Annotated in this window: 23 protein-coding genes; 13 read left to right on the forward strand and 10 right to left on the reverse strand. The window is 64.0% G+C overall.

Going from position 1 to position 22,386, the window contains the following annotated elements; translation table 11 throughout:
* Window positions 1-16: 16 nt before the first annotated feature.
* From HNQ39_RS02650 to HNQ39_RS02670, 5 genes are all read left to right on the forward strand, one after another.
* A complete protein-coding gene (locus HNQ39_RS02650; RefSeq protein WP_184192407.1) occupies window positions 17-598 on the forward strand; it encodes an LOG family protein in 582 nt (193 codons plus the stop codon).
* A gap of 68 nt (window positions 599-666) precedes the next feature.
* Window positions 667-1,377 carry a class I SAM-dependent methyltransferase gene (locus tag HNQ39_RS02655; RefSeq protein ID WP_184192408.1) on the forward strand — a complete coding sequence of 237 codons (711 nt, stop codon included), beginning with the start codon at window positions 667-669 and terminating at the stop codon, window positions 1,375-1,377.
* A 5-nt stretch (window positions 1,378-1,382) separates the two neighbouring features.
* Window positions 1,383-2,009, forward strand: coding sequence for a Uma2 family endonuclease (locus HNQ39_RS02660; RefSeq protein WP_184192409.1), 627 nt, complete (start codon window positions 1,383-1,385; stop codon window positions 2,007-2,009).
* Window positions 2,010-2,241: 232 nt separating this feature from the next.
* Window positions 2,242-2,838, forward strand: a complete 597-nt coding sequence (leuD, locus tag HNQ39_RS02665) for a 3-isopropylmalate dehydratase small subunit (protein WP_184192410.1) — start codon at window positions 2,242-2,244, stop codon at window positions 2,836-2,838.
* Entirely contained in the window at window positions 2,835-3,614 is a 780-nt protein-coding gene (locus HNQ39_RS02670) for an SDR family NAD(P)-dependent oxidoreductase (protein ID WP_184192411.1), read from the forward strand. Before leuD ends, HNQ39_RS02670 begins: the two co-directional genes overlap by 4 nt.
* A 3-nt stretch (window positions 3,615-3,617) precedes the next feature.
* Here HNQ39_RS02670 and HNQ39_RS02675 read toward each other — a convergent pair whose 3' ends face one another.
* Window positions 3,618-4,136, reverse strand: a complete 519-nt coding sequence (locus HNQ39_RS02675) for a hypothetical protein (RefSeq protein ID WP_184192412.1) — start codon at window positions 4,134-4,136, stop codon at window positions 3,618-3,620.
* A gap of 20 nt (window positions 4,137-4,156) precedes the next feature.
* Window positions 4,157-4,738, reverse strand: coding sequence for an aminoacyl-tRNA hydrolase (pth, locus tag HNQ39_RS02680; protein WP_184192413.1), 582 nt, complete (start codon window positions 4,736-4,738; stop codon window positions 4,157-4,159).
* 237 nt (window positions 4,739-4,975) lie between these two features.
* Here pth and HNQ39_RS02685 point away from each other — a divergent pair, with 237 nt between their 5' ends.
* Window positions 4,976-5,785: an alpha/beta hydrolase gene (locus HNQ39_RS02685; protein ID WP_184192414.1), complete on the forward strand. Its 810-nt coding sequence runs from the start codon at window positions 4,976-4,978 to the stop codon at window positions 5,783-5,785.
* 26 nt (window positions 5,786-5,811) lie between these two features.
* On the opposite strand, the gene HNQ39_RS02690 is transcribed toward HNQ39_RS02685, so the two are convergent.
* From HNQ39_RS02690 to HNQ39_RS02700, 3 genes are all read right to left on the reverse strand, one after another.
* Complete coding sequence (locus HNQ39_RS02690; protein WP_184192415.1) at window positions 5,812-6,792, reverse strand: ribose-phosphate diphosphokinase; 981 nt, start codon at window positions 6,790-6,792, stop codon at window positions 5,812-5,814.
* Complete coding sequence (gene glmU / locus HNQ39_RS02695) at window positions 6,785-8,149, reverse strand: bifunctional UDP-N-acetylglucosamine diphosphorylase/glucosamine-1-phosphate N-acetyltransferase GlmU (RefSeq protein ID WP_221289764.1); 1,365 nt, start codon at window positions 8,147-8,149, stop codon at window positions 6,785-6,787. The genes HNQ39_RS02690 and glmU overlap by 8 nt, the downstream gene beginning before the upstream one ends.
* A gap of 64 nt (window positions 8,150-8,213) precedes the next feature.
* Window positions 8,214-8,957, reverse strand: a complete 744-nt coding sequence (locus HNQ39_RS02700) for a hypothetical protein (protein WP_184192416.1) — start codon at window positions 8,955-8,957, stop codon at window positions 8,214-8,216.
* Window positions 8,958-9,016: 59 nt separating this feature from the next.
* On the opposite strand from HNQ39_RS02700, the gene HNQ39_RS02705 reads away from it, so the two are divergent.
* The 3 genes from HNQ39_RS02705 to HNQ39_RS02715 all read left to right on the forward strand — a co-directional run bounded on the left by HNQ39_RS02705 (window position 9,017) and on the right by HNQ39_RS02715 (window position 12,142).
* Window positions 9,017-9,877, forward strand: coding sequence for a LysR family transcriptional regulator (locus HNQ39_RS02705; RefSeq protein ID WP_184192417.1), 861 nt, complete (start codon window positions 9,017-9,019; stop codon window positions 9,875-9,877).
* Between the two features lie 205 nt (window positions 9,878-10,082).
* Entirely contained in the window at window positions 10,083-10,382 is a 300-nt protein-coding gene (locus HNQ39_RS02710) for an RNA recognition motif domain-containing protein (RefSeq protein WP_184192418.1), read from the forward strand.
* 308 nt (window positions 10,383-10,690) lie between these two features.
* Complete coding sequence (locus tag HNQ39_RS02715; protein ID WP_184192419.1) at window positions 10,691-12,142, forward strand: sigma-70 family RNA polymerase sigma factor; 1,452 nt, start codon at window positions 10,691-10,693, stop codon at window positions 12,140-12,142.
* A gap of 9 nt (window positions 12,143-12,151) precedes the next feature.
* On the opposite strand, the gene HNQ39_RS02720 is transcribed toward HNQ39_RS02715, so the two are convergent.
* Window positions 12,152-12,865, reverse strand: a complete 714-nt coding sequence (locus HNQ39_RS02720; RefSeq protein WP_246385314.1) for a DUF1559 family PulG-like putative transporter — start codon at window positions 12,863-12,865, stop codon at window positions 12,152-12,154.
* 365 nt (window positions 12,866-13,230) lie between these two features.
* On the opposite strand from HNQ39_RS02720, the gene HNQ39_RS02725 reads away from it, so the two are divergent.
* Window positions 13,231-14,457: an ankyrin repeat domain-containing protein gene (locus HNQ39_RS02725; protein ID WP_184192421.1), complete on the forward strand. Its 1,227-nt coding sequence runs from the start codon at window positions 13,231-13,233 to the stop codon at window positions 14,455-14,457.
* A 126-nt stretch (window positions 14,458-14,583) separates the two neighbouring features.
* Here HNQ39_RS02725 and HNQ39_RS02730 read toward each other — a convergent pair whose 3' ends face one another.
* The 4 genes from HNQ39_RS02730 to HNQ39_RS02745 are packed head-to-tail and all read right to left on the reverse strand — an operon-like array spanning window position 14,584 to window position 18,901.
* Complete coding sequence (locus tag HNQ39_RS02730; RefSeq protein WP_221289766.1) at window positions 14,584-15,180, reverse strand: NTP transferase domain-containing protein; 597 nt, start codon at window positions 15,178-15,180, stop codon at window positions 14,584-14,586.
* Between the two features lie 8 nt (window positions 15,181-15,188).
* Window positions 15,189-16,202, reverse strand: a complete 1,014-nt coding sequence (locus HNQ39_RS02735) for an XdhC family protein (protein WP_184192422.1) — start codon at window positions 16,200-16,202, stop codon at window positions 15,189-15,191.
* Window positions 16,203-18,386: a xanthine dehydrogenase family protein molybdopterin-binding subunit gene (locus tag HNQ39_RS02740; protein ID WP_184192423.1), complete on the reverse strand. Its 2,184-nt coding sequence runs from the start codon at window positions 18,384-18,386 to the stop codon at window positions 16,203-16,205.
* On the reverse strand, window positions 18,383-18,901 hold the full coding sequence (locus HNQ39_RS02745) for a (2Fe-2S)-binding protein (RefSeq protein WP_184192424.1): 519 nt from the start codon (window positions 18,899-18,901) through the stop codon (window positions 18,383-18,385). Before HNQ39_RS02745 ends, HNQ39_RS02740 begins: the two co-directional genes overlap by 4 nt.
* Before the next feature lie 351 nt (window positions 18,902-19,252).
* Here HNQ39_RS02745 and HNQ39_RS02750 point away from each other — a divergent pair, with 351 nt between their 5' ends.
* From HNQ39_RS02750 to HNQ39_RS02760, 3 genes are read left to right on the forward strand one after another with little or no spacing between them, the layout of a single operon-like run.
* Entirely contained in the window at window positions 19,253-19,453 is a 201-nt protein-coding gene (locus HNQ39_RS02750) for a hypothetical protein (protein WP_184192425.1), read from the forward strand.
* On the forward strand, window positions 19,450-20,817 hold the full coding sequence (locus HNQ39_RS02755; RefSeq protein ID WP_184192426.1) for a class I SAM-dependent methyltransferase: 1,368 nt from the start codon (window positions 19,450-19,452) through the stop codon (window positions 20,815-20,817). The genes HNQ39_RS02750 and HNQ39_RS02755 overlap by 4 nt, the downstream gene beginning before the upstream one ends.
* On the forward strand, window positions 20,814-22,382 hold the full coding sequence (locus HNQ39_RS02760; RefSeq protein WP_184192427.1) for a sulfatase-like hydrolase/transferase: 1,569 nt from the start codon (window positions 20,814-20,816) through the stop codon (window positions 22,380-22,382). The genes HNQ39_RS02755 and HNQ39_RS02760 overlap by 4 nt, the downstream gene beginning before the upstream one ends.
* Window positions 22,383-22,386: the final 4 nt, after the last annotated feature.

The following is a 22,386-nucleotide window of genomic DNA, read 5'->3' on the forward strand; positions in this document are numbered from 1 at the left end:
AGGGTATACTCGCCTGATGAGCAATGCAAAGGCAATCTGTGTGTACTGTGGGTCGTCGTCGAAGGCCAAGCCGGTGTACTTTGAGGCGGCCCAGGCGCTGGGGACGGCGCTAGCGGCGCGGGGCTGGAGCCTGGTCTACGGCGGGGCGAGCTGTGGGCTGATGGGGACCGTGGCCGATGCGGCCCTGGCGGCGGGGGGCAAGGTGATCGGGGTGCTCCCGGATTTTATGGAGGACCGCGAGCTGGCCCACACGGGAATCACCGAGCTGCACATTGTCGGCTCCATGCACGAGCGCAAGGCAAAGATGGCCGAGCTCGCCGATGGCTTTATCGCGCTTCCGGGCGGCTTTGGGACGCTCGACGAGATGTTCGAGGTGCTCACGTGGGCGCAGATCGCGATCCACACCAAGCCCTGCGCCTTCTACAATGTGGCAGGCTTCTACGATCCTCTCTTTGCGTTTCTAGACCACATGTCTGCCGAGGGCCTGCTCCGTCCGCACCACCGCGACCTGCCGCTGGTCCACCCCGAGCTGGAGCCGCTTCTCGATCTCATCGCTGCCCACGAAGGCCGCCCCGACGACAAGTGGGAGCAGGTATAGCTACAGGCTATCGTTTCGATAAAAACAATCCGTTGGACACGGGGCAAGCCGGGGCCTACAATAGCGGCATGCAACCCAAGTCCACGGTCGAGGAGATTCGCGCTCGCTTCGATGCCGATGTCGAGCGCTTCTCCAACCTAGAGACCGGCCAGACCGCCACGATGGACGCCGCCCTGGCGCTTGAGCTGGTCGCGCAGACCGCCGCCGCTGTTACGCCCGGTGCGCGCCATGTGCTGGACCTGGGCTGTGGCGCGGGCAACTACACGCTCAAGCAGCTCCAGTTTCTGCCCAACCTCGACTGCACTCTGGTCGATCTCTCCCAGCCCATGCTGACCCGCGCCCAAGAGCGCGTCTCGGTGGCAACAAATGGGGCGGTCACGACACTCCAGTCCGATCTACGGGAGCTACGCCTCGCCCCGGAGTCTGTGGATATTATTCTGGCCGCGGCGGTCCTGCACCACCTGCGCGACGAGAGCGAGTGGGAGGCCGTCTTTGCCGCGCTCTTTGCTGCACTCTGTCCAGGTGGGGCGCTCTGGATCTTCGACCTGGTCGAGCACTCCGATGCCACGGTCCAAGCCCTCCAGTGGCAGCGCTACGGTGACTATCTCACTAGCTTCAAGAACGAGGCGTATCGGGAGCAAGTCTTTGCCTATATCGCCAAGGAAGACACCCCGCGTCCGCTACTCTGGCAGTGCGATTTGCTGGCGCGTGTCGGCTTCTCGCGGGTGGACATCCTCCATAAAAACGGTCCCTTCGCTGCCTTCGGTGCGATAAAATAAGCGCTATGACAACCACTGCTGAACAGCGCGAAACGACGCAGGTTCCGGGCATCACACGCCCTATGACCTATGAGGAGTATCTTGTTTCGCCTAAGGAATGCGCCCGCTACGACATCCTGGATGGTTGGAAAGTCTATCGCCTCTATGGAGAGAAACAAATGCCTGCCCCAACCACACAGCACCAAACCATTGCATTGAATCTCGCGGAGATGTTTCGTGCTTTTGAGCGTCAAACTCGGCAGGCAAAGACAATCATTGCACCGCGTGATGTGATGGTGACCCTGCGACCAATCCATACACGTCAGCCCGATGTCATGCTTATTAGCCATGACCGCCTCGCACGAAATGCTCCTGCGGACGATCCTTCGCCCCTCGCTCCTGCTCCTGAGCTTGTTGTCGAGATTGTCTCGCCGTCAGACCGCCCTTCTGTTTTGGATGCCAAGATCGCGGACTATCGTGCTGTTGATGTCAAAGAGATCTGGCTGGCACGCTCTGGCAGCGCGACTCTTGAAGTGAAGCGTCTCTCCCTTCAGGAAATAGAAACGGTTGCTACGTATCAGCGTGGAGAGAGTGTGCAGTCTCTTATTTTCCCTGAGCTTAGCGTGCCCGTTGATGCGATTTTTGAAGAATAACCCATGACCCCCGACGAGTGTCGCCTCTTCCTAACCGAATATAACCGCGAGCTTCTGGAGTATCCTGAAGAGCTACACAACTGTCCCGCCGAGGTCGCCACCACAGGCTAGCTGGGATTCCTGGAATCCTGCAATGGAGTGGGAAACAAACAGTTTCGCTGAGAAAATCCAAAACGAGAGGCAGACGTTGCTTCGGCTACGCGGCGCTTGAGAGTAGAGAAAACAAAACACTATGAAACCTTTTACGAAAATTACCGGAGTTGCGGCCCCCATGGACCGCGTGAATGTGGACACAGATCAGATCATCCCCAAGCAGTTCTTAAAGCGCATTGAGCGTACGGGCTTTGGGGAGTTTCTGTTCTTCGACTGGCGCTACGAGGCCGATGGCACGACTCCCAACCCCGCCTTTGAGCTCAACGACCCGAAGCTGGCCGGCGCGCAGGTCTTGGTGACGGGCAAGAACTTTGGCTGTGGCTCGTCGCGCGAGCACGCACCCTGGGCACTGGAGGACTACGGCTTCCGTAGCATCATCGCCCCCAGCTATGCCGATATCTTCTACAACAACTGCTTCAAGAACGGCATGCTCCCGATTGTCCTGCCCGAGGAGACGGTCTACGACCTCATGGGGCGCTTGCAGAGTGAGCTCGGCGCAGAGGTGACGGTCGATCTGGAGACCTACACCATCACCGGCCCCGGTGGCTTCACCGCGACCTTCACGGTCGATGACTTCCGCCGCCACTGCCTGCTCAACGGCCTCGATGATATCGGCCTCACCCTCCAGAACGAGCCGGACATCACCGCATTCGAGGCCAAGCGAGCCGCCGCATGAGCAAGACCGTTCTTGATTTATTCCAGCTGACGGGCCGACGTGCCCTGGTGACGGGCGGCGGCAAGGGGCTGGGGCGTGTGATGGCGCAGGCGCTGGCGGAGGCGGGGGCAGATGTAGCCCTAGTGAGCCGCACGCAGGCCGATGTGGACAGTGCCGCGGCGGAGATTGCTGCCGCAACCGGTCGCCGGATCGTCCCGTTTGCCGCCGATGTGACCCGCGCATCGGAGGTGGCCGCGATGGCAGGGGCGATCGAGCGGGGGCTGGAAGGGCCGGTGGATATCCTCATCAACAACGCCGGGGTCAATATCCGTGGCAACCTCGCCGACCTCACCGAGGACGAGTTCGATGCGGTGCTCTCAGTCAACCTCAAGGCACCGTTTCTGGTCTCCAAGCAGTTCGCGCCGGGAATGGCCGAGCGTGGCTGGGGGCGTGTGATCAACCTCGGCTCGATCCTCTCCGTGATCGGGGTGGCCGGGCGTGTCCCGTATGCCTCATCCAAAGCGGCGATTTTAGGCATGACCCGCGTCCTGGCGCTGGAGTACGCCACCAAGGGCGTGACCGTGAATGCGATCTGCCCCGGCCCGTTTGCCACGGACATGAACAAGCCCCTCCTAGAGAACCCCGAGGCCTACGCTGCGTTTGTGGCCAAGATCCCCATGGGCCGCTGGGGCGAGCTCCACGAGATCACGGGGAGCGCGGTCTTCCTCGCCTCCGATGCCGCGAGCTTTATCACCGGAACGACACTCTTTGTCGATGGCGGCTGGACTGCCCAGTAGGCGCTACCAGCCCTCGATACGCTGGTACCAGTTGTCGTAGAGGCGCGTGTAGCTTCCGGCATCCTTGGGCATCTTGTGGGCATAGACAAAGCTCACGCGGTCGAAAAAGCGTCCCCCAAGGTCCAGGTGCACCTCGTTCTTCGCTTTTTCGACCACGACACTGTGAAACGTATAGAGGCCGATACGAACGGCTGTCTGGGAGCCTTGTGGGTTTGCAAGCTGCTCCTTGGCGTAGGCAGTGAGGGCGGGGGCGCTGAGGCGGAAGCGGACCATGGAGGGAATCTCTACGTAGCACATTCCCACCACCGCGAGACCCACCACTGCCTCCAGCCCAAGCTGTCCGCGCTGCTCACTGGCACTGCGTAGCGCCACGACCAGCCGGACCAGCCACGCCAGTGCGAGCACAAGCCCAACCCCCGCCACCACGATGCTACTTAAAAAGCTGGTCGGGTCGCTGGCGACGAAACAGGCGGCAAAACACCACGCCAGCAGTGCTCCCCACCAGAGCCATGCCTTGTTCATAGGGATATCTACGCGCCTCTCTACGAAAGTGTTACCGTCAGCCCATTGAAGCGATTGGCGGCCGCTAAGACCCCCTCGCTCAGCCAGAGCTCGGCGGCGCCCATGGCGGCGATGAGCACTTCGTCCATGAGCTTGCGGTCCTGTGGGCCAAAGACCGAGAGCACCCAGTTTACCTGCTCGCTCCCCGCGGCGGGCGGTGCTCCCACGCCGATCCGCAGGCGCGGGAAGTCATCGCCCTCCAGCTTGGCGATCAGGTCCTTAAGCCCGTTCTGCCCGCCTGCGGAGCCGCTCCCGCGCAGGCGCATCCGCCCCGGCGGCAGGTTGATATCGTCGCAGACCACGAGAATATCTCCCCGCTCCACTCCCTCTTTGCGAGCGATCGCGCTCACGGCATCGCCGGAGAGGTTCATGTAGGTCTGGGGCTTGACCAGCATCACGCTCTGTCCCGCGATCGTCCCACGCCCCGTGACCGCCTTGTCGCGGCGGTTGGTCAGCGCGATCCCATGGGCCTTGGCGAGGGCATCGACCAGCTCGAAGCCGATATTGTGCCGTGTCTTGGCATAGGTTGTTCCGGGGTTTCCCAGCCCCACGATCAGTTTCATGTTTACACTATCGCCTGTGGATAACCTGTGGATAAGTGGCACGTTATCCACAGGCTAGTGCTTCACCCCGCTGGCGTCCTTGAGTGCCGCCCCAGTCACCATGACGATCATGATGAGCATCAGTACCCCGAAGTAGATCAGGCTATTGCGGATTTTTTTATCCATGGGCTCTATGCTACCATCTGAGTAAACATTTGGGCTCTGCCTGCGTCTGGGTTTGCAAAGGAAACCCAGCACATGTCACACACACTCTTACCGGTCCAAAAAGATATCGCCTATGGCTCTGATCCCGCGCAGAAGCTCGACATCTACCCTGCCTCGCGCGAGCAGAGCGGGGGGGCGCCGGTGGTGATCTGGGTGCACGGCGGGGGCTGGCGCAACGGCGACAAGGACAATCGTAGCGGCACGGCGCTCTGCAAGACCTGGAGCCAGGAGGGGATTGTCACCGTGAACCTGAACTACCGACTGACTCCTGCGGTGGTGCATCCTGCCCATATCCAGGATATCGCGGCGGGTGTGGCCTGGGTGCAGGGCAATATCGCCAAGCACGGGGGGAACCCACGGCGCCTCTTCTTGCTGGGGCACTCCGCGGGCGCGCACCTCGTGGCCCTAGTGGCGACCAACCCCATCTACCTCAAAGTCCATGGCCTCACCCCCAAAGCGACCCTTGCCGGGGTCATGCCCATCGACACGGCGAGCTACGACCTCAACGCGACCCGGAGCCCTCTGGTTCGCAAGATGATCCGCGATGCCTTTGGCACCGACCGTGCGGTGCTGGAGGAAGCCTCGCCGCTCCCACAGGCCCGGAAAAACCGCGAGAGCTGCCCCCCATTTCTGATCGCTACCGCCAAGCAGCGCCTGGAGGCCGTGCAAGAGTCCCAGGCACTCGACAAGGCGCTCCCAAGCAGCAAGCTAATCCTGCAAGACTACCCCGGCAGCGGCCAGCTTGCCGCCCACGGACAGATTGCCAAGGACCTGATGGACCTCAAGAACCCCATGACCGTCCAGCTGCTCGCGTTCGTGCAAAAAAGCCGCCCAACCTCCTGAGTTCCTGCCGACTGCATGGCTTTAGCCTACCACTGTTTCTCGAAGAGCTCGCTGACCGAGTCGTCGCAGTGGATGCGGCGGATGGCGTCGGCGAGGAGCTCGGCGACGGAGAGGACGGTGAACTTGCTAGCGGCGGGGTGGTCGGCGTAGCGGAAGGGGATGGTGTCGGTGAGGACGACGCGCTCGATGGGGCTGGCGCTGATGCGGTCGATGGCGGGCTCGGAGAGGACGCCGTGGGTGCAGCAAGCGGTCACCGACGCGGCACCGCGGGCGATGAGGGCCTGGGCACCGCTGACTATCGAGCCCCCCGTGTCGATCATGTCGTCGATAATGATGCAGTTCTTGCCAAAGACATCCCCGATAATCTCGGTGATCTCGACTTTATTGGGCGCGGGGCGGCGCTTGGAGATGATCGCCAGCGGGGTCTGCAGGGTCTCGGCTAGGGTGCGGGCGCGCGTCACCCCGCCTTCGTCGGGGGAGACCACGCAGGTGTCGCCGTTGATGAGGCCCACCTCCTTGAAGTGTGCCCCCAGGATCGGGCCCGCGTAGAGGTGGTCCACCGGCAGGCGAAAGAAGCCCTGGATCTGCTTGGCGTGCAGGTCGATACAGACCACGCGGTTGGCCCCCGACTCGGAGATCAGATCGGCGACCAGGCGGGCGGTGATGGGCTCGCGGGACTTGATTTTCTTGTCCTGGCGGGCGTAGCCGTAGTAGGGCAGCACCACCGTGATGCGCTGCGCCGACGCGCGCCGGAAGGCATCGAGAAGGATCAGCAGCTCCATCATGTTGTCGTTGACGGGAGCACAGGTGGGCTGGATCAGAAAGACATCCATCCCACGCGCCGACTCATCGACTTGGACGCGGATCTCGCCATCGGCAAAGCGCGTCACCAGCATCTTGCCCAGCGGGACGCCGAGCTCCGTGGCGATGGAGTCGGCGAGGGCGGGGTTGCCGCTGCCCGCAAAGACACGCAGGTTCTTGCCGATCGGAAGGGCCTTTTTAGCCATTTTGGAGCCGTTCTTCTTTCTCACGGCGCTTCTTCTGGCGCCGCGCTGTCTCTGCACCGTCGAGGTTGCTCTGCTTCTCCCGCGCGATCGCAATGGCCTCCGCGGGGACCTCTTTGGTAATCACCGAGCCCGCCGCAGTCAGGGCACCATCGCCGATGGTCACCGGGGCGATCAGGGTGGAGTGGCTCCCGATAAAGGCATCGGCGCCGATCCGGGTCTTGCTCTTGGTGAAGCCATCGTAGTTGCAGGTGATCGTCCCCGCACCGATATTGGTCTTGGCCCCGATCTCCGTGTCGCCCAGGTAGCTCAGGTGCGACGCCGAGACGCGCTCGGCGAGCGTGCCGTTCTTGACCTCGACAAAGTTGCCGATCTTGCAGCCCTCACCGAGCACCGCCTTGCCGCGGAGCTGGGCAAACGGCCCCACCTTGCAGCCATTGCCCACGGTGGAGTCCGTGATGACGGTGTAGGGGCCGATGATGCAGTCCTCCCCGATCTGGGTCTCGCCGCGCAGGTGGGTGCCGGGGTGGAGGACCGTGTCCTGCCCCACCGTGACCCCGACCTCCACGTAGGTTGTCGCCGGGTCCAGCACGGTCACGCCCGAGAGCATGAGCTCCTTCAGAAGTTGCTTGCGGAGGATCTCATTGAGCTCGGCGAGCTCGACCCGCGTGTTGATCCCGAGGGTGACATTATTGTCCTTGGCGACCACGGCGCGCACGGGCTCCCCGGCGGCGCGGGTCATGCCGATCACATCGGTTAAGTACAGCTCGCCCTGGGCATTGTTGGGGGTGAGGTTCTTCAGGCGCGCAAAGAGCGACTTTCCATCGAAGACATAGACCGCCGCGTTCATCTCGCGGATCGCCTTTTGCTCGGGGGTGGCGTCCTTGGCCTCCACAATCGCCTCCACCGAGCCGTCGGCGGCGCGGACAATCCGCCCATAGCTCCCGGCATCGTCGAGCACTGCGGAGAGGAGGGTTGCCCCGCCGGTGTGGGCCGTGAGCAGCTCGCTCAGTACGTCGGCGGAGAGAAGCGGCGCATCGCCAGGGACCACCAAGACCGGACCGTCGTGCTCGGCGAGGGCGGCCTCGGCCTGCTGGGCGGCGTGGCCCGTGCCGCGCGGGTTGTGCTGCCAGACAAACTCGATATTCTGCCCCGCGTAGGCCGCCTCGACCCGCGCCTGGACTGTCTCCCCCTCGTGCCCGATCACCACAATGCGGCGCTGGGCACCCGCGGCGGCGAGTGCATCGAGGATATGGAAGAGAACCGGCTTTCCACAGACCGGATGAAGTACCTTGGAGAGCTTAGAGCGCATCCGTGTGGACTTGCCCGCTGCGAGAACAATAGCTGCTGTCGTGCCCAAAAAAAAGACCCCCTGACCACGCCGATTATAGCATGGTGCCGGGGGGCTGTCTATGCAGGAGAGGCTAGACCAGTGTCATGGTGAGCTCATTATCCAGGGGGGCTGGGATAGGGGCACCCATCTTGTTGATCACCTCTGGGCGGAGGACTTCCGAGTGCTCGCGTGCGAGGTTGAGGTAGGCACTGGAGGCGACCTCAAGCGCGAGCAGGGCTGCCTGGCTCGTGCGGAACCCGCCGGGAGTCAGGACGGCCTGGAAGCGCCGGCGCGACTCGGTGATAAGCTGCTGCGCCGCTCCGTGGCTGGCGTGTGCCTCCAGGTAGGCCGACCAGCCCGGCTCACGCATGGCCGCGGCGGCTTTTCGTCCGAGAGCCGTCACCGCCTCGACGGTCTTGGTGAGCTCATGGCGGATAAAGTCGTTGTGCTCGTTGAGGCTAAGAATGGGGAACTCGATATGGCGGCGTAGCTGGGTGATGGGCCGCAGGAGCTGGTAGCTTCGGAAGATGCGGTTGAGGCGCGCGGTCTGGAAGCGGCTCAGCGATGTGTCCAGCAAGACGCTGCGGAAGGTGCCCTCAAACTGCTCCGAGTCGGCGAGAAAGTGGGAGAATGTCGAGGCGGTCTCCGGGACGTTGTGCCCGAGGCGGCACATGGCCAGCTCCGCCACAGAGACGGAGGCCATCAGGCTGATGTCGCGCTCCAGCTTGTCCAGCGTGGGATTGGGGGTCTCGACCACCGCCCTCTTGGCATTGGGCTGTACGGGCAGCGGCTGTGGCTGCGCTTTTTCATAGTTGTTACGCCAGGCGATTCTCATGTCTGGTGTAGAATGCAGTTTCTATGCCAAAAATTTCACACGGTAAAGATTACTGGTAGATGGAGATTTTTCAGCTCCGTTATTTTGTTGCGGCGGCGCGTCGCCTGAACTTCACGCAGGCGGCGGCGGAGTGTCATATCGCCCAGCCGTCGCTCTCGGCACAGATCGCGGCGCTGGAGAAGGAGCTGGGGACGAGCCTCTTTCACCGGCAGGGACGGAGCGTCCGCCTGACCGATGCGGGGGAGGCGCTCCTGGGCTACGCCGAGCGGCTGATCGGGCTGGAGGAAGAGGCGCGGCTGGGAGTCCGGCGCGTGGTGGGGCTGGAGGCGGGGCGGCTGAGTCTCTGGACCCTGCCCACTCCCGGCCAGCATCTCTTGCCTCCCTTGCTCGCTCGGTTCCGCAGCGCCCACCCGGGAATCAGTATCTCCGTGCACGAGGCGGTCCCTGCCCGCACGATCGCGGAGGCGGTCCTGGCAGGCCGCGCCGACCTGGGCGTGGTGCACCTCCCCTGCGCCCTGGAGGGCCTGGAGCAGCGCCCCTTGCTCACCGAAGAGCTCGCCCTGATCGTCCCCGAGACCCACCCGCTGGCGGGCACGACCCCGACACTGGCCTCGCTGGCCGACCAGAGCTGGGTCTGGGTTCCCGAGGGGCAGTCGCCGGAGCACCCGATCTTTGCGGCCTGTCTGGCGGCCGGCTTTACCCCACGGATCGCCTGTGTCTCGGGCTCGGCGGGGGGGATGCAGGCGCTCGTGGCGGCGGGGCTGGGAATCGCGCTCCTGCCCCGGCTCGCGCTCAGCCCGCCTCCCGGAACGGTCGTGGTCGAGCTCGCTGCCCCCCGCCCGACCCGGACTCTGGCGCTGGTCTGGCGCGCGGGCGAGGTGCCGTCCCATGCGACGGTGGCATTTATGGATTTATTGTGAATAAAAAAATAAATCTTTCAAAAAGTGGCAATATTTATTTAGGGATGATAGAACAAGGTCGTGCTTTTTCAAGGTATGACCTTCTGCCTTGAAATCCCCATATAACAGTCCCCGTTCTGCCCGCTCCGGTTCTTCCGCTTTTGGCTCCTCGTTTCCTGTTGTCTGTGTTTTCAGCACGAATTCTGAAGGTTCACAGGAAAAACGAATGCGTATTTTTGTTGGCGGAATGCCTTACACCACGAACTCCGAGGGACTCCGCGCCCTCTTCGCCGCTAAGGGCGAGGTCACCGATGCCAATGTGGTGATCGACCGTATGTCGGGCGACTCCAAGGGCTTTGGCTTTGTCGAGATGCCCAACCAGGCCGAGGCTCAGGCCGCGATCAATAGCCTCAATGGCTACAGCATGGGCGGACGCAGCCTCTCCGTGAACGAGGCTCGTCCTCGTGAGGAGTCCGGTGGTGGTCGTAGCGGCGGTGGAAACCGTGGCGGCGGCAATCGCTGGTAGCTTCCCCCTTTTAGGGTGAGAAAGAGTGCGCGACGGCTACCGTCGCGCACTTTTTTTTCGTGTCGGCAATGGTGTGATTGCCCTCGACGGTAAACCTCGGGGCTTTGGGGCGAGCAAGTCGCCGCCTCGCTTCGCTTCGCTCAAATTGTACCGACGAGGCACGAGGAGGCGGCCGAAGGCCCCAAAGCCGGACGTTTACCGTCCTGGCTTGCCGGACGATCTCCGTCCTGGCGGCGATTTCCGACAGAATAACTTTTTTTTCGTGTCGTGATCCTTTTTGGCTTCTGGTTGCGCCTACTTATGTGAAGATGCAAACTACCGACCCAACCAATGAGCTTGAGCTGTTCCGTGCGGCACGCCAGGGGGACCACCGTGCTGCGGCAGGACTCATGGAGCGCTTCCGGCGGCTGGCAACCACGACCGCACGGCTCGCACTCCGAAACACCGACGATGCCCAAGATGTGGCTCAAGAAGCCCTTGTCTACGCGTTGCTCCACCTGCACCAGTGCCGCGACGAGAGCAAGTTTGGGCCGTGGCTCCGGCAGATCACGTTCTCGCTGTGCGCCGACTACCGCCGTCGCCGAGGCACTCGCTCGCTGGGAGAGCCAATGACGGTCTTAAATGAGGCGACGGAGGAGGCGCACTTTGCCGAGCGCATAACAATCCAGAGTGCACTCGAAAGCCTCGGGGAGCCCCATAAAACCACGGTTCTGCTCCACTATGTCGGGGGCTGGTCGGTAGAGGAAACGGCCTCGCTTCTTCATGTGCCCATCAATACCGTGCGGAGCCGCCTCATGGCCGCGAAGGCCCGCCTCCGCACCGATCTGATCACGCTGATCCCGGATAGAAAGACAAAAATGTCCACCCTGACCACAACGACGCTTACAGAAAACCACTCAACGCTTCTCTACAGCGCCTTTCCCGGCGCACGAATTCTCTCCCTGGAAGACTCGCCTGAGCCCTGGATGCCCTTCCGTTTCCGCATTCGTCTCGAAACCGCCGACGGCCAGGAAACGACGGTTGAGCTGCGCGACGACCTCACCCCTGAGCGCGCCGCTCTGCTGCCCGCTCTGGAGCAGGCAGGGATTCCTGGCCCAAGGGTTCTGGCGGGCCCGATAGCCGACGGACGCGGTGGGTTTCTGAGCCTCTGCCAGGCGGCACGCGGTGAGAACCTACTGCTCTGGGCGCTGGGCGGAACCCCGCACCGGCTGCGGCTTGCCACCGAGCGCGCCTTCGATGCGATTGACGCACTCCAAGCGGCGACGGCAACCCTAGAAGCCAATCCCGCGACCAAGAATCTCCCGCGCAGGACGCTTACCGATGAGGCTGAGGCGATTATCAACGCTGGTGGGCCGTGGCTCTCCGACGGCTGGTTTCTCACGGCGCTGGAGAAGACCCGCACTGCCATTGGCGAGCTCACCGACCCACTTGTCTATACCGACAACACCCACTTTTTCCCCAATTTCGTGCGGATTGCGACGGAGACTGGTCCGGTGGTCGAGCTGGTCAACCCGTTTGGGCACTTTGGCGATCCGCTCCTCGGGCTGGCGATGGTCTGGGTCTACGACTGCTACCCCTTTGTCCACACGGGCTTTGTCGAGCAGTTTCTCTGGCGGCGCGGCAAGACCCAGCGCGACTTTGGCCCTCGGCTGGCGCTCCGTGCCCTCCAGACCCTTCAAAAAGAGACCCAGCCCGGTGACACCGGCGAGTACCCGAGCGCCCTCCGCGGCTGGGTGGAGCAGGGCCTGAGCTGGCTGTAGCACTCCAGACTAGGGGGCAGCAGTAAAATCGACGGTACTCAGGCTCTCGGGCTTGCGCCACTTCGCGCTGCCGTCGTAGCGGAGGGTGGTGAAGCCGCCGCTGTGCCGGAGAGGGTAGTGGGTGTGGGCCGTGTCCGCGCTCACAGGGAAGATCCCCCAGACCGGCCCGGAGTTGCCCGCGCGCGTGTCCGCACAGCCGGGAGTGCGTGCGTGGTCCCAGACAAAGAGGACGCTTGGGTTGGTCACCTCGGCATCGGGCTTTCCCATAGGCCCGACCGTCACATAGCTCATGGCATAGCCGACTTGCCCTTGGGGGTAGCTGGGGCACTTGAAGATCGCCAGGTTCTTCGCGTAGGGCTGGAGCATCCCGGCTTTGGTTGCCGTGTTGTACGGGACACTCACCGGGCTCGGTGGCTCGGGCGAGATCGCGTTATCATACGGAGCCCACCAGGTCTCGTTGGGGCCGGTCGCGACGGTCGGGCTGGCAGTGGAGCAGAGCGCATCGCCGACCCGGTCCGGGCAGAGTCGATGGCGCGGGTTGATCTGGTCGTAGTCCTGGCGGTACATCACAATCGCCAGCCCGAGCTGCTTGGCATTCGAGAGGCAGGAGGTCTGTCGGGCTTTCTCGCGTGCCTGGGTAAAGACCGGGAAGAGAATCGCCGCCAGAATCGCGATGATCGCGATCACGACAAGAAGCTCGATCAAGGTGAAGGCATGGGGCATGGGGCGTGTCGGGGCCTGAAAGTCCCCGCCTTGGGCCGCGCAAGCGCGAAGCGGCCCGGGGCCGCGTAGAGCCACGTCTTCTGCGGGCTCGGCCCGCTTCGCCGAAGGCGGCCGTAGACGGGGACTTTCAGGCCCTGGCAACAACATGACAAAATTTATACCATCTCCCCTTAGGCAAACAGTTGCTTGACAGATTTCGCAAAGACGGTTAAACTAGTCCCAACAGGCATGCAGGGTGCCTCCTATCCGCGGGAAGAGCTGAGTTCACCTGAGTGTTTTTTTTTGGCGTCGTTGGCTTCTCACCCAAGCCTCCTTTTTGCCCGAGCGAGCGGATACCGGGCGCAACACCAAAAAGGAGGACTCCCATGTCCGCTCGTCACCTACCCGTCCGACCCGATCTGACACAGCTCAAGCACCAAGCGAAAGAGCTGCTCACTGCGCTCCACGCAGGTGCCCCCGAGGCCCTCGCCGACCTGCAAGCGTTTCACCCCGCTCCCCCGAGTCCCGCTAAAGCCCAGCTCGCCGATGCCCAGCTCACGCTGGCGCGTGCCTACGGAGTCCCGAGCTGGCCGCGTCTCGTGCTTGCCTGCGAGCTGATCGATGCCATCTGGCGCGGCGACCTCGGGGCCGTCCGCGGGCTCATCGAGAAGCACCCATCGCTGCTAAAAGAGAACGCACGCGGCACCGCGCAGTGCAACTGGGGCCCGACTCTCTCCTATGCCGCCAATGTGGGCCAAGACGAGCTGGTCAAGCTGCTCCATAGCCTCGGGGCCGACGGTGTCCAGCATGCCTTTGAGCGTGCGTGCCTGCGGAGCAAGCTGGACACCGCGCGGCTGCTCTACTCGATGGGCGCACGCCCCCAGCCCGGCTCGGTGATGGGGCCGTGTGAGACACTCAGCGCGGTGGGGCTGGCGCTGCAACTTGAGCTGGGCGCATCGCTGGTCGATGCAGACGGCGACCGGCTGGCACCGCTGGGGCTGGTTCTGGAGACCTACTCGCGCAACCCCGACGGCAAGCACGGGTGCTTGGAGATCTTCGCCCAGCACAGCTACGCCCTCCCCGACAACGCCGTTTTTGCCGTCCACCGGGGCCGCCTCGACTTACTCGCCGTCCAGGTCCAGCGCGACCCGAGCGTCCTCACCCGACAGTTCGCCCACGAGGAGATCTACCCCCCGGAGCTAGGCTGCCACACCGACCACACGCTCGCGCTCTGTGGGACACCCCTTGCCGGGGGGACGCTTCTGCATATAGCCGTCGACGACGACGCCTACGAGGTCGCACAGTGGCTCTTGGAGAACGGGGCCGATGTCAATGCGCCCGCCGCTATCGACTCCGACGGCTTCGGGGGCCACACGGCGCTCTTTGGTTGTGTCGTCTCGCAGGCCTATCGCTGTAGCCGCCCGAGCGAGCGCATGGCCCGTCTCCTCCTTGATCACGGTGCAGACACAACCGTCCGCGCCAACCTGCGGAAAGAGCTACGCTTTGTCGAGGACGAGACCCTGCACGAGTACTTCGATGTCACCCCACGCACCTGGGGCGAGCGCTTCCACGACCAAGCTTGGGTCAATCCCGCGGTGCTGGCGCTGGTGTAACCTTTCCTCCCCAACCCTCCTCTCCCGGGCAGTCGCAAGCTCCTTGGGAAAGGAGGGAGTCAGAGGGTGGATCGTTCCCCTTTCCCAGTGAGGTACGAACGCCCTGGAGAGGGGCTAGGGGAGAGGTTATAGCGCCTGCCAGTCCGTAAGCGTATCGACATCAACTCTGCCGTCGGGGAAGGCCACTGTGCGGCAGGGGTATTTCTTGAGGAGCTTGCGTGCCCCAGAGTCGCCGGTGAGAGTGAGGAGCTCAGGAAAATAGGCTCGGTCGAAGACACACGGCGGCCCGAGTGCCTCGCCGTAGTCCGACGCCACAATGCTTCCTGGCTCCCACGCCTGGAGAAGCGCCTGCAGGAGCTCGGTCGTCACCCGCGGCTGGTCACAGAGCATCACGAGGGCGGCATCGCAGTCGCCTGCGGCCATGATTCCCGCCCGCAGCGATGCCGCCATGCCCTCTTGCCAGCCGTCGGCGAGGGTGATGGTTACCGGCAAGCCGTCCAAAGTTGGCGCAATCTGCTCGGCGTTTGCGCCCAGCACGACAATCACCTCTCCCACGAGTACCTCTCCCCCCCGGCCCCCCTCACCTAAAGGCAAGGGGGGAGTGTGCGGGGGAAGGTTGCATGCGAGCTCCGCGGCGTGCCGTAGAAGCGTCTTGCCTTGGTAGGGCAGGAGCTGCTTGGGCTGCCCCAGCCGCACCGATGCCCCCGCGGCCAGCAGAACCACCGCGAGCTTCAGTGGATTGGCCCTTCGCGGAGCGTCAGCGGCCTGCCATCGCGGCCCGCCGACCAGGCGCGAATCTCGGCGACCAGCGCCAGCGCGATCTCTTCGGGGTTGTCCGCACCGATATCCAGGCCAAGAGGCGCATGCAGTTTTCCCCCGTTCATGGGGGCTAGGGGGCTATGTTCCAGCAGGCGCTCGGTGCGGCGGCGGGGGCCAAGGAGGCCGAGGTAGCCGACGGGAGTGTTTAGGAGTTTGGGGAGGAGCTCCTGGTCGGCACTGAAGCTGTGGGTCATGAGCACGGCGGCGTCGGTGGGCTCCAGGGTGGAAATAGGGAAGCTCTGCACGAGTCCTGCCCCGGGGAAGCGCTCAGGGTGGAGGGTGAGCGAGCGGCTATCCACGACTGTCACCTGCCAGCCTAGTAGCTCCGTGGCGATTTTAACGAGCGGGACCACATCGTGGCCCGCTCCGAAGATCACGAGGCGCTGGGGTGGGGTGACCAGCTCGTAGAAGGTCTCGTCGCGCCAGAAAGATTTTTGGGTTGCGAGGGCCTCTTGCGCCCCGGTAAGTAGCGATTCGTCGCCCCAGAACTCCCCGCTGGGCTCCAGCGCGAGGCGCTTGCCCTCGCCGGTCGTGGCGAGCACGCCGAGGGTGCGCTCCGTCTGCCAGCGCTCCAGGCGGGCGAGGTGTGCGACCGTGGTTTCTGTAAGGCGCTCCAGCAGGACCTCGACCACGCCGTTGCAGCCCAGCCCAAAGCCCCACTCGATGTCTTCGTCCTCTTGGGTGGAGTCGTAGACCACGCGCGCCGGGCCGCTCTCCGTGCGCCACCACGCGCGCTGGAGCACGTCGTTTTCTAGGCACCCGCCGCTGATCGAGCCCGCCGCCCAGCCCTTCTCGGTGAGCAGCATCCGCGCACCGGGCCGGCGATACGTGGAGCCGCCCACACGGATCACGGTCGCCAGAATCGCCGACTCTCCCAAAGCAAAGGCGGCTTGCGCCGCCCTTGCCACTCTAAGAAGCTCGGTCACTTATCCCCACGAATAGCCCGACTTGGCCAGTGGGAGGGTCCGCACGCGCTCGCCGGTGGCGGCGAAGACGGCGTTGGCGATAGCCGGCAGGATCGGGGGGAGCGCGGGCTCGCCGAGGCCGGTGGGGCGGTTGTTGGACTTATGGAAGTGGACATCGATCTCGCGCGGGGCCTCGTTGAGGCGCACCATCGGGTGTTCGGAGAAGTTCTCTTGGACAACCCGGCCCTTGGCGAGCGTGATCTCCTGCGCCATCATCTGGCTCATGCCGTCGATGATCGAGCCGCAGACCTGGCTCTCCGCCGCGACCGGGTTGATGATCGTGTGGCCCACATCGCCGACCACCCAGACCTTCTCGACCTTGATCGCTTTCTTGGCGCTCACTTTGACTTGCACCACCTCGGCGAAGTAGCCGCTGTGGCTAAAGTAGAACGCGACTCCCATGCCCGTGCCCTTGGGAAGGGTCTTCTTGCCCCAGCCTGAGCGCTCGACAGCAAGGTTCAGGACAGTGCGCATGCGCTCAATATCCATCCCGCGCTGGTTGCCGGGAAGTGCTTCGAGCGCCGCGAGCTGCTCTAAGCGAAACGCCACGGGGTCTTTTCCCGCCGCGTGCGCTAGCTCATCCGTGAGGCACTGGAAGATAAAGGCATGGACATTGCTGCCGGGCGCGCGGAGAGCTCCGGTTCGCACGGCGAGCGGGACCATCGAGAGGCCTAGGGCGTAGTTGGGGATCGTGCGGACAGGGAACTCGCCCGGCCCGACCCCGCCGCTATCGACAAAGCGGTCGTTCTCGCCGTAGCCGACAAAGTGGTCGTGGAGGGCGACTGTCTTGCCGCTGGCGTCCAGCCCGATCTTGAAGTGGTGCCAGCCGCCCGCGCGGTAGTAGTCGTGCGCGAAGTCGTCCTCACGGCTCCAGAGCAGCTTGATCGGGACACCGGCTATCTCCTTGGCGATCCAGGCGGCGTCCACGACCATATCGTTGTAGAGGCGCCGTCCGAAGCCGCCGCCGGCGCGGTGCAGGTGCATGGTCACGGCGCTCTCGGGGATGCCTACGACGCGGGCAGAGCCGCTGCGTCCCCCGGTGGGAATCTGGCTCGTGCTCCAGAGCTCCAGCTTGCCGTCTTTGAAGAGCGCGGTGCAGTTCTGCGGCTCCAGCGGAGCGTGGGCGATAATCGGGTAGGCGTAGCGTGCCTCGATCACCTTGGCGGCTTTTTCCAGCTCGGCGTCGGGGTCGCCCACTTTTCCGACCGTGCGGGCCGGGGTCTTGCCCAGGAGCTCAGCGGCCTTTGCGAAGTGCTCCTTGCTCTCGTAGCTCGCCCACTTGCCTTCGTCCCAGGTCACCTCCAGCTGCTTGCGTGCGGTCTGTGCCTGCCACCAAGTCGCGGCGACAATCACGACGCCGGACTCCAGCCCGACTCCGGGGTTGCCCTCGACCACGAAGGCCTTCTTCACGCCGGGGAGCTTGGCAACGGCTTCGGTGTTGGCCTTGACCACTTTTCCGCCCAGAACCGGGGTCTTGTGGAAAGTCGCGTAGAGCATGCCGGGCAGGTGGACATCGATCCCAAAGAGGGGCTTGCCGGTCACAATCTTGGGCACATCGACCCCGCCGGTGGGCTTGCCAATAATCTTGTAGCTCGCCGGGTCCTTCATCTTGAGGGTTGCCGGATCGGGGAGGGGCATCGCCAGCGCTTTTGCCGCGAGGGCACCGTAGCCGAGGCGTCGGTTGGTGGCGGTGTGGAAGACCTCGCCCGATGCCGTGTGGCAGTCGGCCTCCGCGGCTCCCCACTCCTTGGCGGCGGCGGCGATCAGCAGCGCACGCGCTGCGGCCCCGACCCGGCGCACGGGCTCCCAACCACTGGGCGTCCCGCCGCTGCCACCGGTGAACTGCCCACCGTAGCGTGGGTCCACATCGGCCTGCTCGACCCGCACGGACTTCCAGTCGATATCGAGCTCCTCCGCGATCAGCATCGGGAGCGTCGTCTTCATCCCCTGCCCGATCTCCGGTGCGCGGGAGAGAATCGTGACGGTGCCATCGGCGGCGATCTTGATAAAGGCGCTCGGCTCCAGCGGCGGTGGCCCCTGGCGCGGCGGCTGCGCTTGGGCGGGTGTCTCGGAGTCGGAGTAGAGGCCGAGGGCGAACCCTCCGCCGATCAGCGCGGTGGCCTTGAAAAAGTCACGTCGGTTCATTTCTTCCCTCCGGTCTTGGGCTTGACTGCGGGCTTTGCGGCTGGCTTCACCACGGGCAGCGGGGTCATGGAGGCGGCGCGGTGGACCGCCTTGCGAATGGACATGTGGGTCCCACAGCGGCAGAGATTGCCACTCAGTGCCTCGTCGATATCGGCATCGGTGGGGCGGGGCTTCTTTGCCAGCAGCGCCGCCGCCGAGAGAATCTGCCCGGCCTGGCAGTAGCCACACTGCGGGACATCGACTTCCTGCCACGCGAGCTGGAGCGGGTGCTTGCCATCGGGAGAGAGCCCCTCGATAGTCGTGACCTTCTTGCCCGCCGCCTCGGCGATCGTGGTCTGGCAGGAGCGCACGGCCTCGCCATTGACATGCACCGTGCACGCGCCGCAGCTTCCGATACCGCAGCCGTACTTGGTGCCAAAGAGGTGCAGAATATCGCGCAACACCCAGAGGAGCGGGGTATCCGCGGTGGCGTCCACTGTGGCGGGTCGCCCATTGACCGTGAGTTTATAAGGCATGGCCAAAGTATACCCGGCATCCCCCCGGCGGTGCATCCCCGGCATCCCCCCGCTCGCACCACTCGCGACCCCCTTCGCCTTTTCGCTCCTTCGTCGCTGCGAAGGGGATTAAGGAAGCCCCCCAACCCCCTTCGTCCCTCGGAACGAGGGTTTCAAGCGAAGGGGGTCGCGAGCGGTGCGAGCGGGGGGATGCCAAAGACTTGCTTGATAAACTCTTAGTTTGTTTTTCATAAATAATTAATCTTCTAATTTCAGTATTTTTTCATCATCATGCCGCATCCTATAGAGCAAGACGAAACGCTAATAGATTCTAACCTTGGATGGTTGTAATCTTTTTGAGGAGATTCTGAAATGAAGAAGATAGTTTTTATTACTTTGGTGTTAGTTGCCGCTTTGGATGCTACTGCGCGGCCTTCTCATGCCTATCTCGACCCAGGAGCGGGTAGCCAGCTACTTCAGATGACCCTTGCTGGTGCATTAGGCTTGGTTTTTGCACTTAAGACAATGTTTCAGCGGGTGTTGCAGTCGGCCCGGGCTCGACGCAGCAAGTGAGCCCCCATCCCGCCTCGTTTCGTGATCCCGATGGCTTTGTCTACACCGAGGCGGGGACTCTCTACCGCGCGGTCGCGCCGACGGGGGTAGCGGGGCTAGAGCTGCTCCAGTCCTCGGGGCTCTACGCGCGGCTGGTGGGGGAGGGGCTGCTCGTGGCACACACGACACTGGCCTCCACCGACGACGGCGGCCGGGTGCTCCAGCCGGAGCGCCTGCCGTTTTTGTCCTACCCCTACGAGTGGTGCTTCGGCCAGCTCAAGGCGGCGGCACAGGCAACCCTGACGATCCAGCGGACGGCGCTGGAGCATGGGATGACCCTCAAAGACGCCAGCGCCTACAACCTGGCCTTTCGGGGCGCACAGCCCGTGTTCTTCGATACCCTCTCGTTTGCGCCCTACCAGGAAGGGGAGCCCTGGGCGGCGTATCGCCAGTTCTGCCAGCACTTTCTCGCCCCCTTGGCCCTGATGAGCCGCTGCGATATCCGCCTCGGTGGGCTCCTGCGTGTCCATCTCGATGGCATCCCGCTCGACCTAGCCAGCGCTCTCCTGCCTGCCACGACCCGGCTGGTCCCAGGGTTGGCGATGCACCTGCACCTGCACGCCAAGGCGCAACAAGGCGGTGGGGGCGAGCCCGGCAAGACGCGTACGGCGACGGTCTCGAAAAACGGCTTGCTGGGGCTCCTCGATAGCCTGGAGAGCACGGTCGCGGCGCTGCGCTGGGAGCCGCAGGGGACGGTCTGGGCCGACTACTACGCGGCGACCAACTACACCGATACTGCCCTACTTGCCAAGGAGCGGCTGGTGGGAGAGCTCTTGGATGCGGTGACACCCGCACCGGCGCTTGTCTGGGACCTGGGGGCCAACACGGGGCGCTTCAGTCGGCTCGCCAGTGTGCGCGGGGCCTTTACAGTGGCGTGGGACTTCGATCCCGCCGCCGTGGAGCAGGGCTGGCGCGAGGTGGTGGAGAGAAAAGAGACAAGCCTACTTCCCCTGACTCTGGACCTGATGAACCCCAGCCCGCGCTGTGGCTGGGCCGGAGTGGAGCGCGACTCTCTGCAAGACCGTGGCCCCGCGGAGGTGGTGCTCGCGCTGGCGCTGGTGCACCACCTCGCGCTGGCCAACAATGTCCCGCTGCCGCGCCTCGCGGCGTTTCTGGCGCAAGTGGGGAAGCACGTGATTGTCGAGTTTGTCCCCAAGTCCGACTCCCAGGCCCAGCGCCTGCTCGCCCACCGCCCGGATATCTTTCCCCACTACACGCAAGCGGGCTTCGAGGCCGCGCTGGAGCCGCACTTCACCCGCCTGCGCCGTGAGGCTGTCCCCGGCACCGAGCGGACTCTCTACCTGCTCCAGGCCCGGCCGGCATGAAGCCGCTCCTGCGTGCGCTGCGCTTGCTCCACCCGCTCTGCTTCGCCCTCGCGCCGGTGCTCTCGCTCTACGCCCTCAACCGCGCCGAGGTGGAGGCGCACGAGCTCCTGCGCCCCCTAGGGCTCTTGGCGCTGGGTTCGGCTCTCCTGCTGGTCCTGCTCGCTCTCCTGCGCCGCCGCGAGCCCGAGCGCGTGGCACTGGCGCTCTCTCTGTTCCTGTTTGCCTTCTTCTCCTACGAGCTCTGGGAGCCCGAGCTGGACAGGTTCTACAAAGGGGTTTTCTCCTACGTCTACGCGCCCCTCCTAGACTACACCACCACCGTGCGGGCAGGGGTGCTCTTTTGGCCTGGGGTATGTGGGCTTCTGGTGCTGGTGCTGTGGGGGCGCTACGAGCCGCAGCGGACGCCCTTGCCCCTCTGGGTGATCGGGGGGGGCTACCTGGCACCCGCCCTCTACACACTGCTCCGTCCCGTGCCGCCGGTCGCCTTCCCGGAGACGCCCGCGCCCGCCGCCACGGCAAAACCGGCCCCCGTGGCGTCCTCCACGCTCCCCGATCTGTACTGCATCGTGCTGGATGCCTACGGGCGCCAGGATCAGCTTCAGGCGCTCTATGGCTTCGATAACACGCCCTTTCTGACGGCGCTAGAGCAGCGTGGTTTCCAGGTGCTCCGCAAGAGCCACGCCAACTACCTCCAGACCGCGCTCTGTGTGGCCTCGATCCTAAACCTGGACTACCTGCCGTCTGAGCCCCAGCAAGAAGGACTCGACCAAGCCGCGCGCTGGATTCAGAACAGCCGCTTGGTGGCACGGATGCGGGCGCGGGGCTACCAGATCGTCGATATCCCCAGCGACTTCTCCCCGACTGCCCTGCTGACCGCCGACAGACGCCTCACCGAGCTCGGGGAGCATCTCTCCGACCGGAGCCCGTTCGAGCGGCTCCTTCTGGCACGAACCCCGCTGCGCTACACGCTCTACGACGACCACCCGGCCTACGATAGGCACCGGGCACAGATCCTGGCGAGCCTGAGCCACATCCCCGAGGCGGCGCGCCTCCCCGGCCCCAAGTTTGTCTTTGCCCATGTGCTGGCACCGCACCCGCCGTTTGTGCTGGATAGCGCAGGCGGCGCGATCTACCCCGACAAGGCGCAGTACTCCATCGGGGATGCCACCGACTTTGGCAAGAACAACACCGATTCCTACCGCACGGGCTATATCGGGCAGCTCCAGGCGGTCAATACCAAGGTTCTGGAGGCGCTCGATAGCCTCAAGAAAAACAGCGCTCGCCCTGCGGTGATTGTCGTGCTGGGGGACCATGGCTCGCGCATGCAGACCGACTGGCGGAGCCGGGAGCGCACCAATGTCCAAGAGGGCTTCTCCAACCTCCAAGCGGTCTTTGTTCCGGGGGGCGCTCCGTACCTCACCGACGATCTCACGCCCATCAATACGTTTCGCCTGCTCCTGACCCATGTCTACGGAGAGAGCCTCCCACGCCTCCCGGATAGAAGCTACTACTCGACTCTCAAGAACCCTCTGAAGTTTGAGGAGGTCACCGCAAAACTGCACTAGAGCC

The sequence above is a fragment of the Armatimonas rosea genome (assembly GCF_014202505.1).
Taxonomy (GTDB): Bacteria; Armatimonadota; Armatimonadia; order Armatimonadales; family Armatimonadaceae; genus Armatimonas; species Armatimonas rosea.

Excerpts from the sequence above, each read along its gene's own strand:
- pth (WP_184192413.1), bottom strand. The coding sequence starts at position 4,738 with ATGAAACTGATCGTGGGGCTGGGAAACCCCGGAACAACCTATGCCAAG.
- HNQ39_RS02660 (WP_184192409.1), top strand. The coding sequence starts at position 1,383 with ATGACAACCACTGCTGAACAGCGCGAAACGACGCAGGTTCCGGGCATC.
- HNQ39_RS02705 (WP_184192417.1), top strand. The coding sequence starts at position 9,017 with ATGGAGATTTTTCAGCTCCGTTATTTTGTTGCGGCGGCGCGTCGCCTG.
- HNQ39_RS02690 (WP_184192415.1), bottom strand. The coding sequence starts at position 6,792 with ATGGCTAAAAAGGCCCTTCCGATCGGCAAGAACCTGCGTGTCTTTGCG.
- HNQ39_RS02670 (WP_184192411.1), top strand. The coding sequence starts at position 2,835 with ATGAGCAAGACCGTTCTTGATTTATTCCAGCTGACGGGCCGACGTGCC.
- HNQ39_RS02715 (WP_184192419.1), top strand. The coding sequence starts at position 10,691 with ATGCAAACTACCGACCCAACCAATGAGCTTGAGCTGTTCCGTGCGGCA.
- leuD (WP_184192410.1), top strand. The coding sequence starts at position 2,242 with ATGAAACCTTTTACGAAAATTACCGGAGTTGCGGCCCCCATGGACCGC.
- HNQ39_RS02650 (WP_184192407.1), top strand. The coding sequence starts at position 17 with ATGAGCAATGCAAAGGCAATCTGTGTGTACTGTGGGTCGTCGTCGAAG.
- HNQ39_RS02740 (WP_184192423.1), bottom strand. The coding sequence starts at position 18,386 with ATGAACCGACGTGACTTTTTCAAGGCCACCGCGCTGATCGGCGGAGGG.
- HNQ39_RS02760 (WP_184192427.1), top strand. The coding sequence starts at position 20,814 with ATGAAGCCGCTCCTGCGTGCGCTGCGCTTGCTCCACCCGCTCTGCTTC.
- HNQ39_RS02720 (WP_246385314.1), bottom strand. The coding sequence starts at position 12,865 with ATGCCCCATGCCTTCACCTTGATCGAGCTTCTTGTCGTGATCGCGATC.
- HNQ39_RS02700 (WP_184192416.1), bottom strand. The coding sequence starts at position 8,957 with ATGAGAATCGCCTGGCGTAACAACTATGAAAAAGCGCAGCCACAGCCG.
- HNQ39_RS02675 (WP_184192412.1), bottom strand. The coding sequence starts at position 4,136 with ATGAACAAGGCATGGCTCTGGTGGGGAGCACTGCTGGCGTGGTGTTTT.
- HNQ39_RS02685 (WP_184192414.1), top strand. The coding sequence starts at position 4,976 with ATGTCACACACACTCTTACCGGTCCAAAAAGATATCGCCTATGGCTCT.
- HNQ39_RS02750 (WP_184192425.1), top strand. The coding sequence starts at position 19,253 with ATGAAGAAGATAGTTTTTATTACTTTGGTGTTAGTTGCCGCTTTGGAT.
- HNQ39_RS02710 (WP_184192418.1), top strand. The coding sequence starts at position 10,083 with ATGCGTATTTTTGTTGGCGGAATGCCTTACACCACGAACTCCGAGGGA.
- HNQ39_RS02655 (WP_184192408.1), top strand. The coding sequence starts at position 667 with ATGCAACCCAAGTCCACGGTCGAGGAGATTCGCGCTCGCTTCGATGCC.
- HNQ39_RS02745 (WP_184192424.1), bottom strand. The coding sequence starts at position 18,901 with ATGCCTTATAAACTCACGGTCAATGGGCGACCCGCCACAGTGGACGCC.
- HNQ39_RS02725 (WP_184192421.1), top strand. The coding sequence starts at position 13,231 with ATGTCCGCTCGTCACCTACCCGTCCGACCCGATCTGACACAGCTCAAG.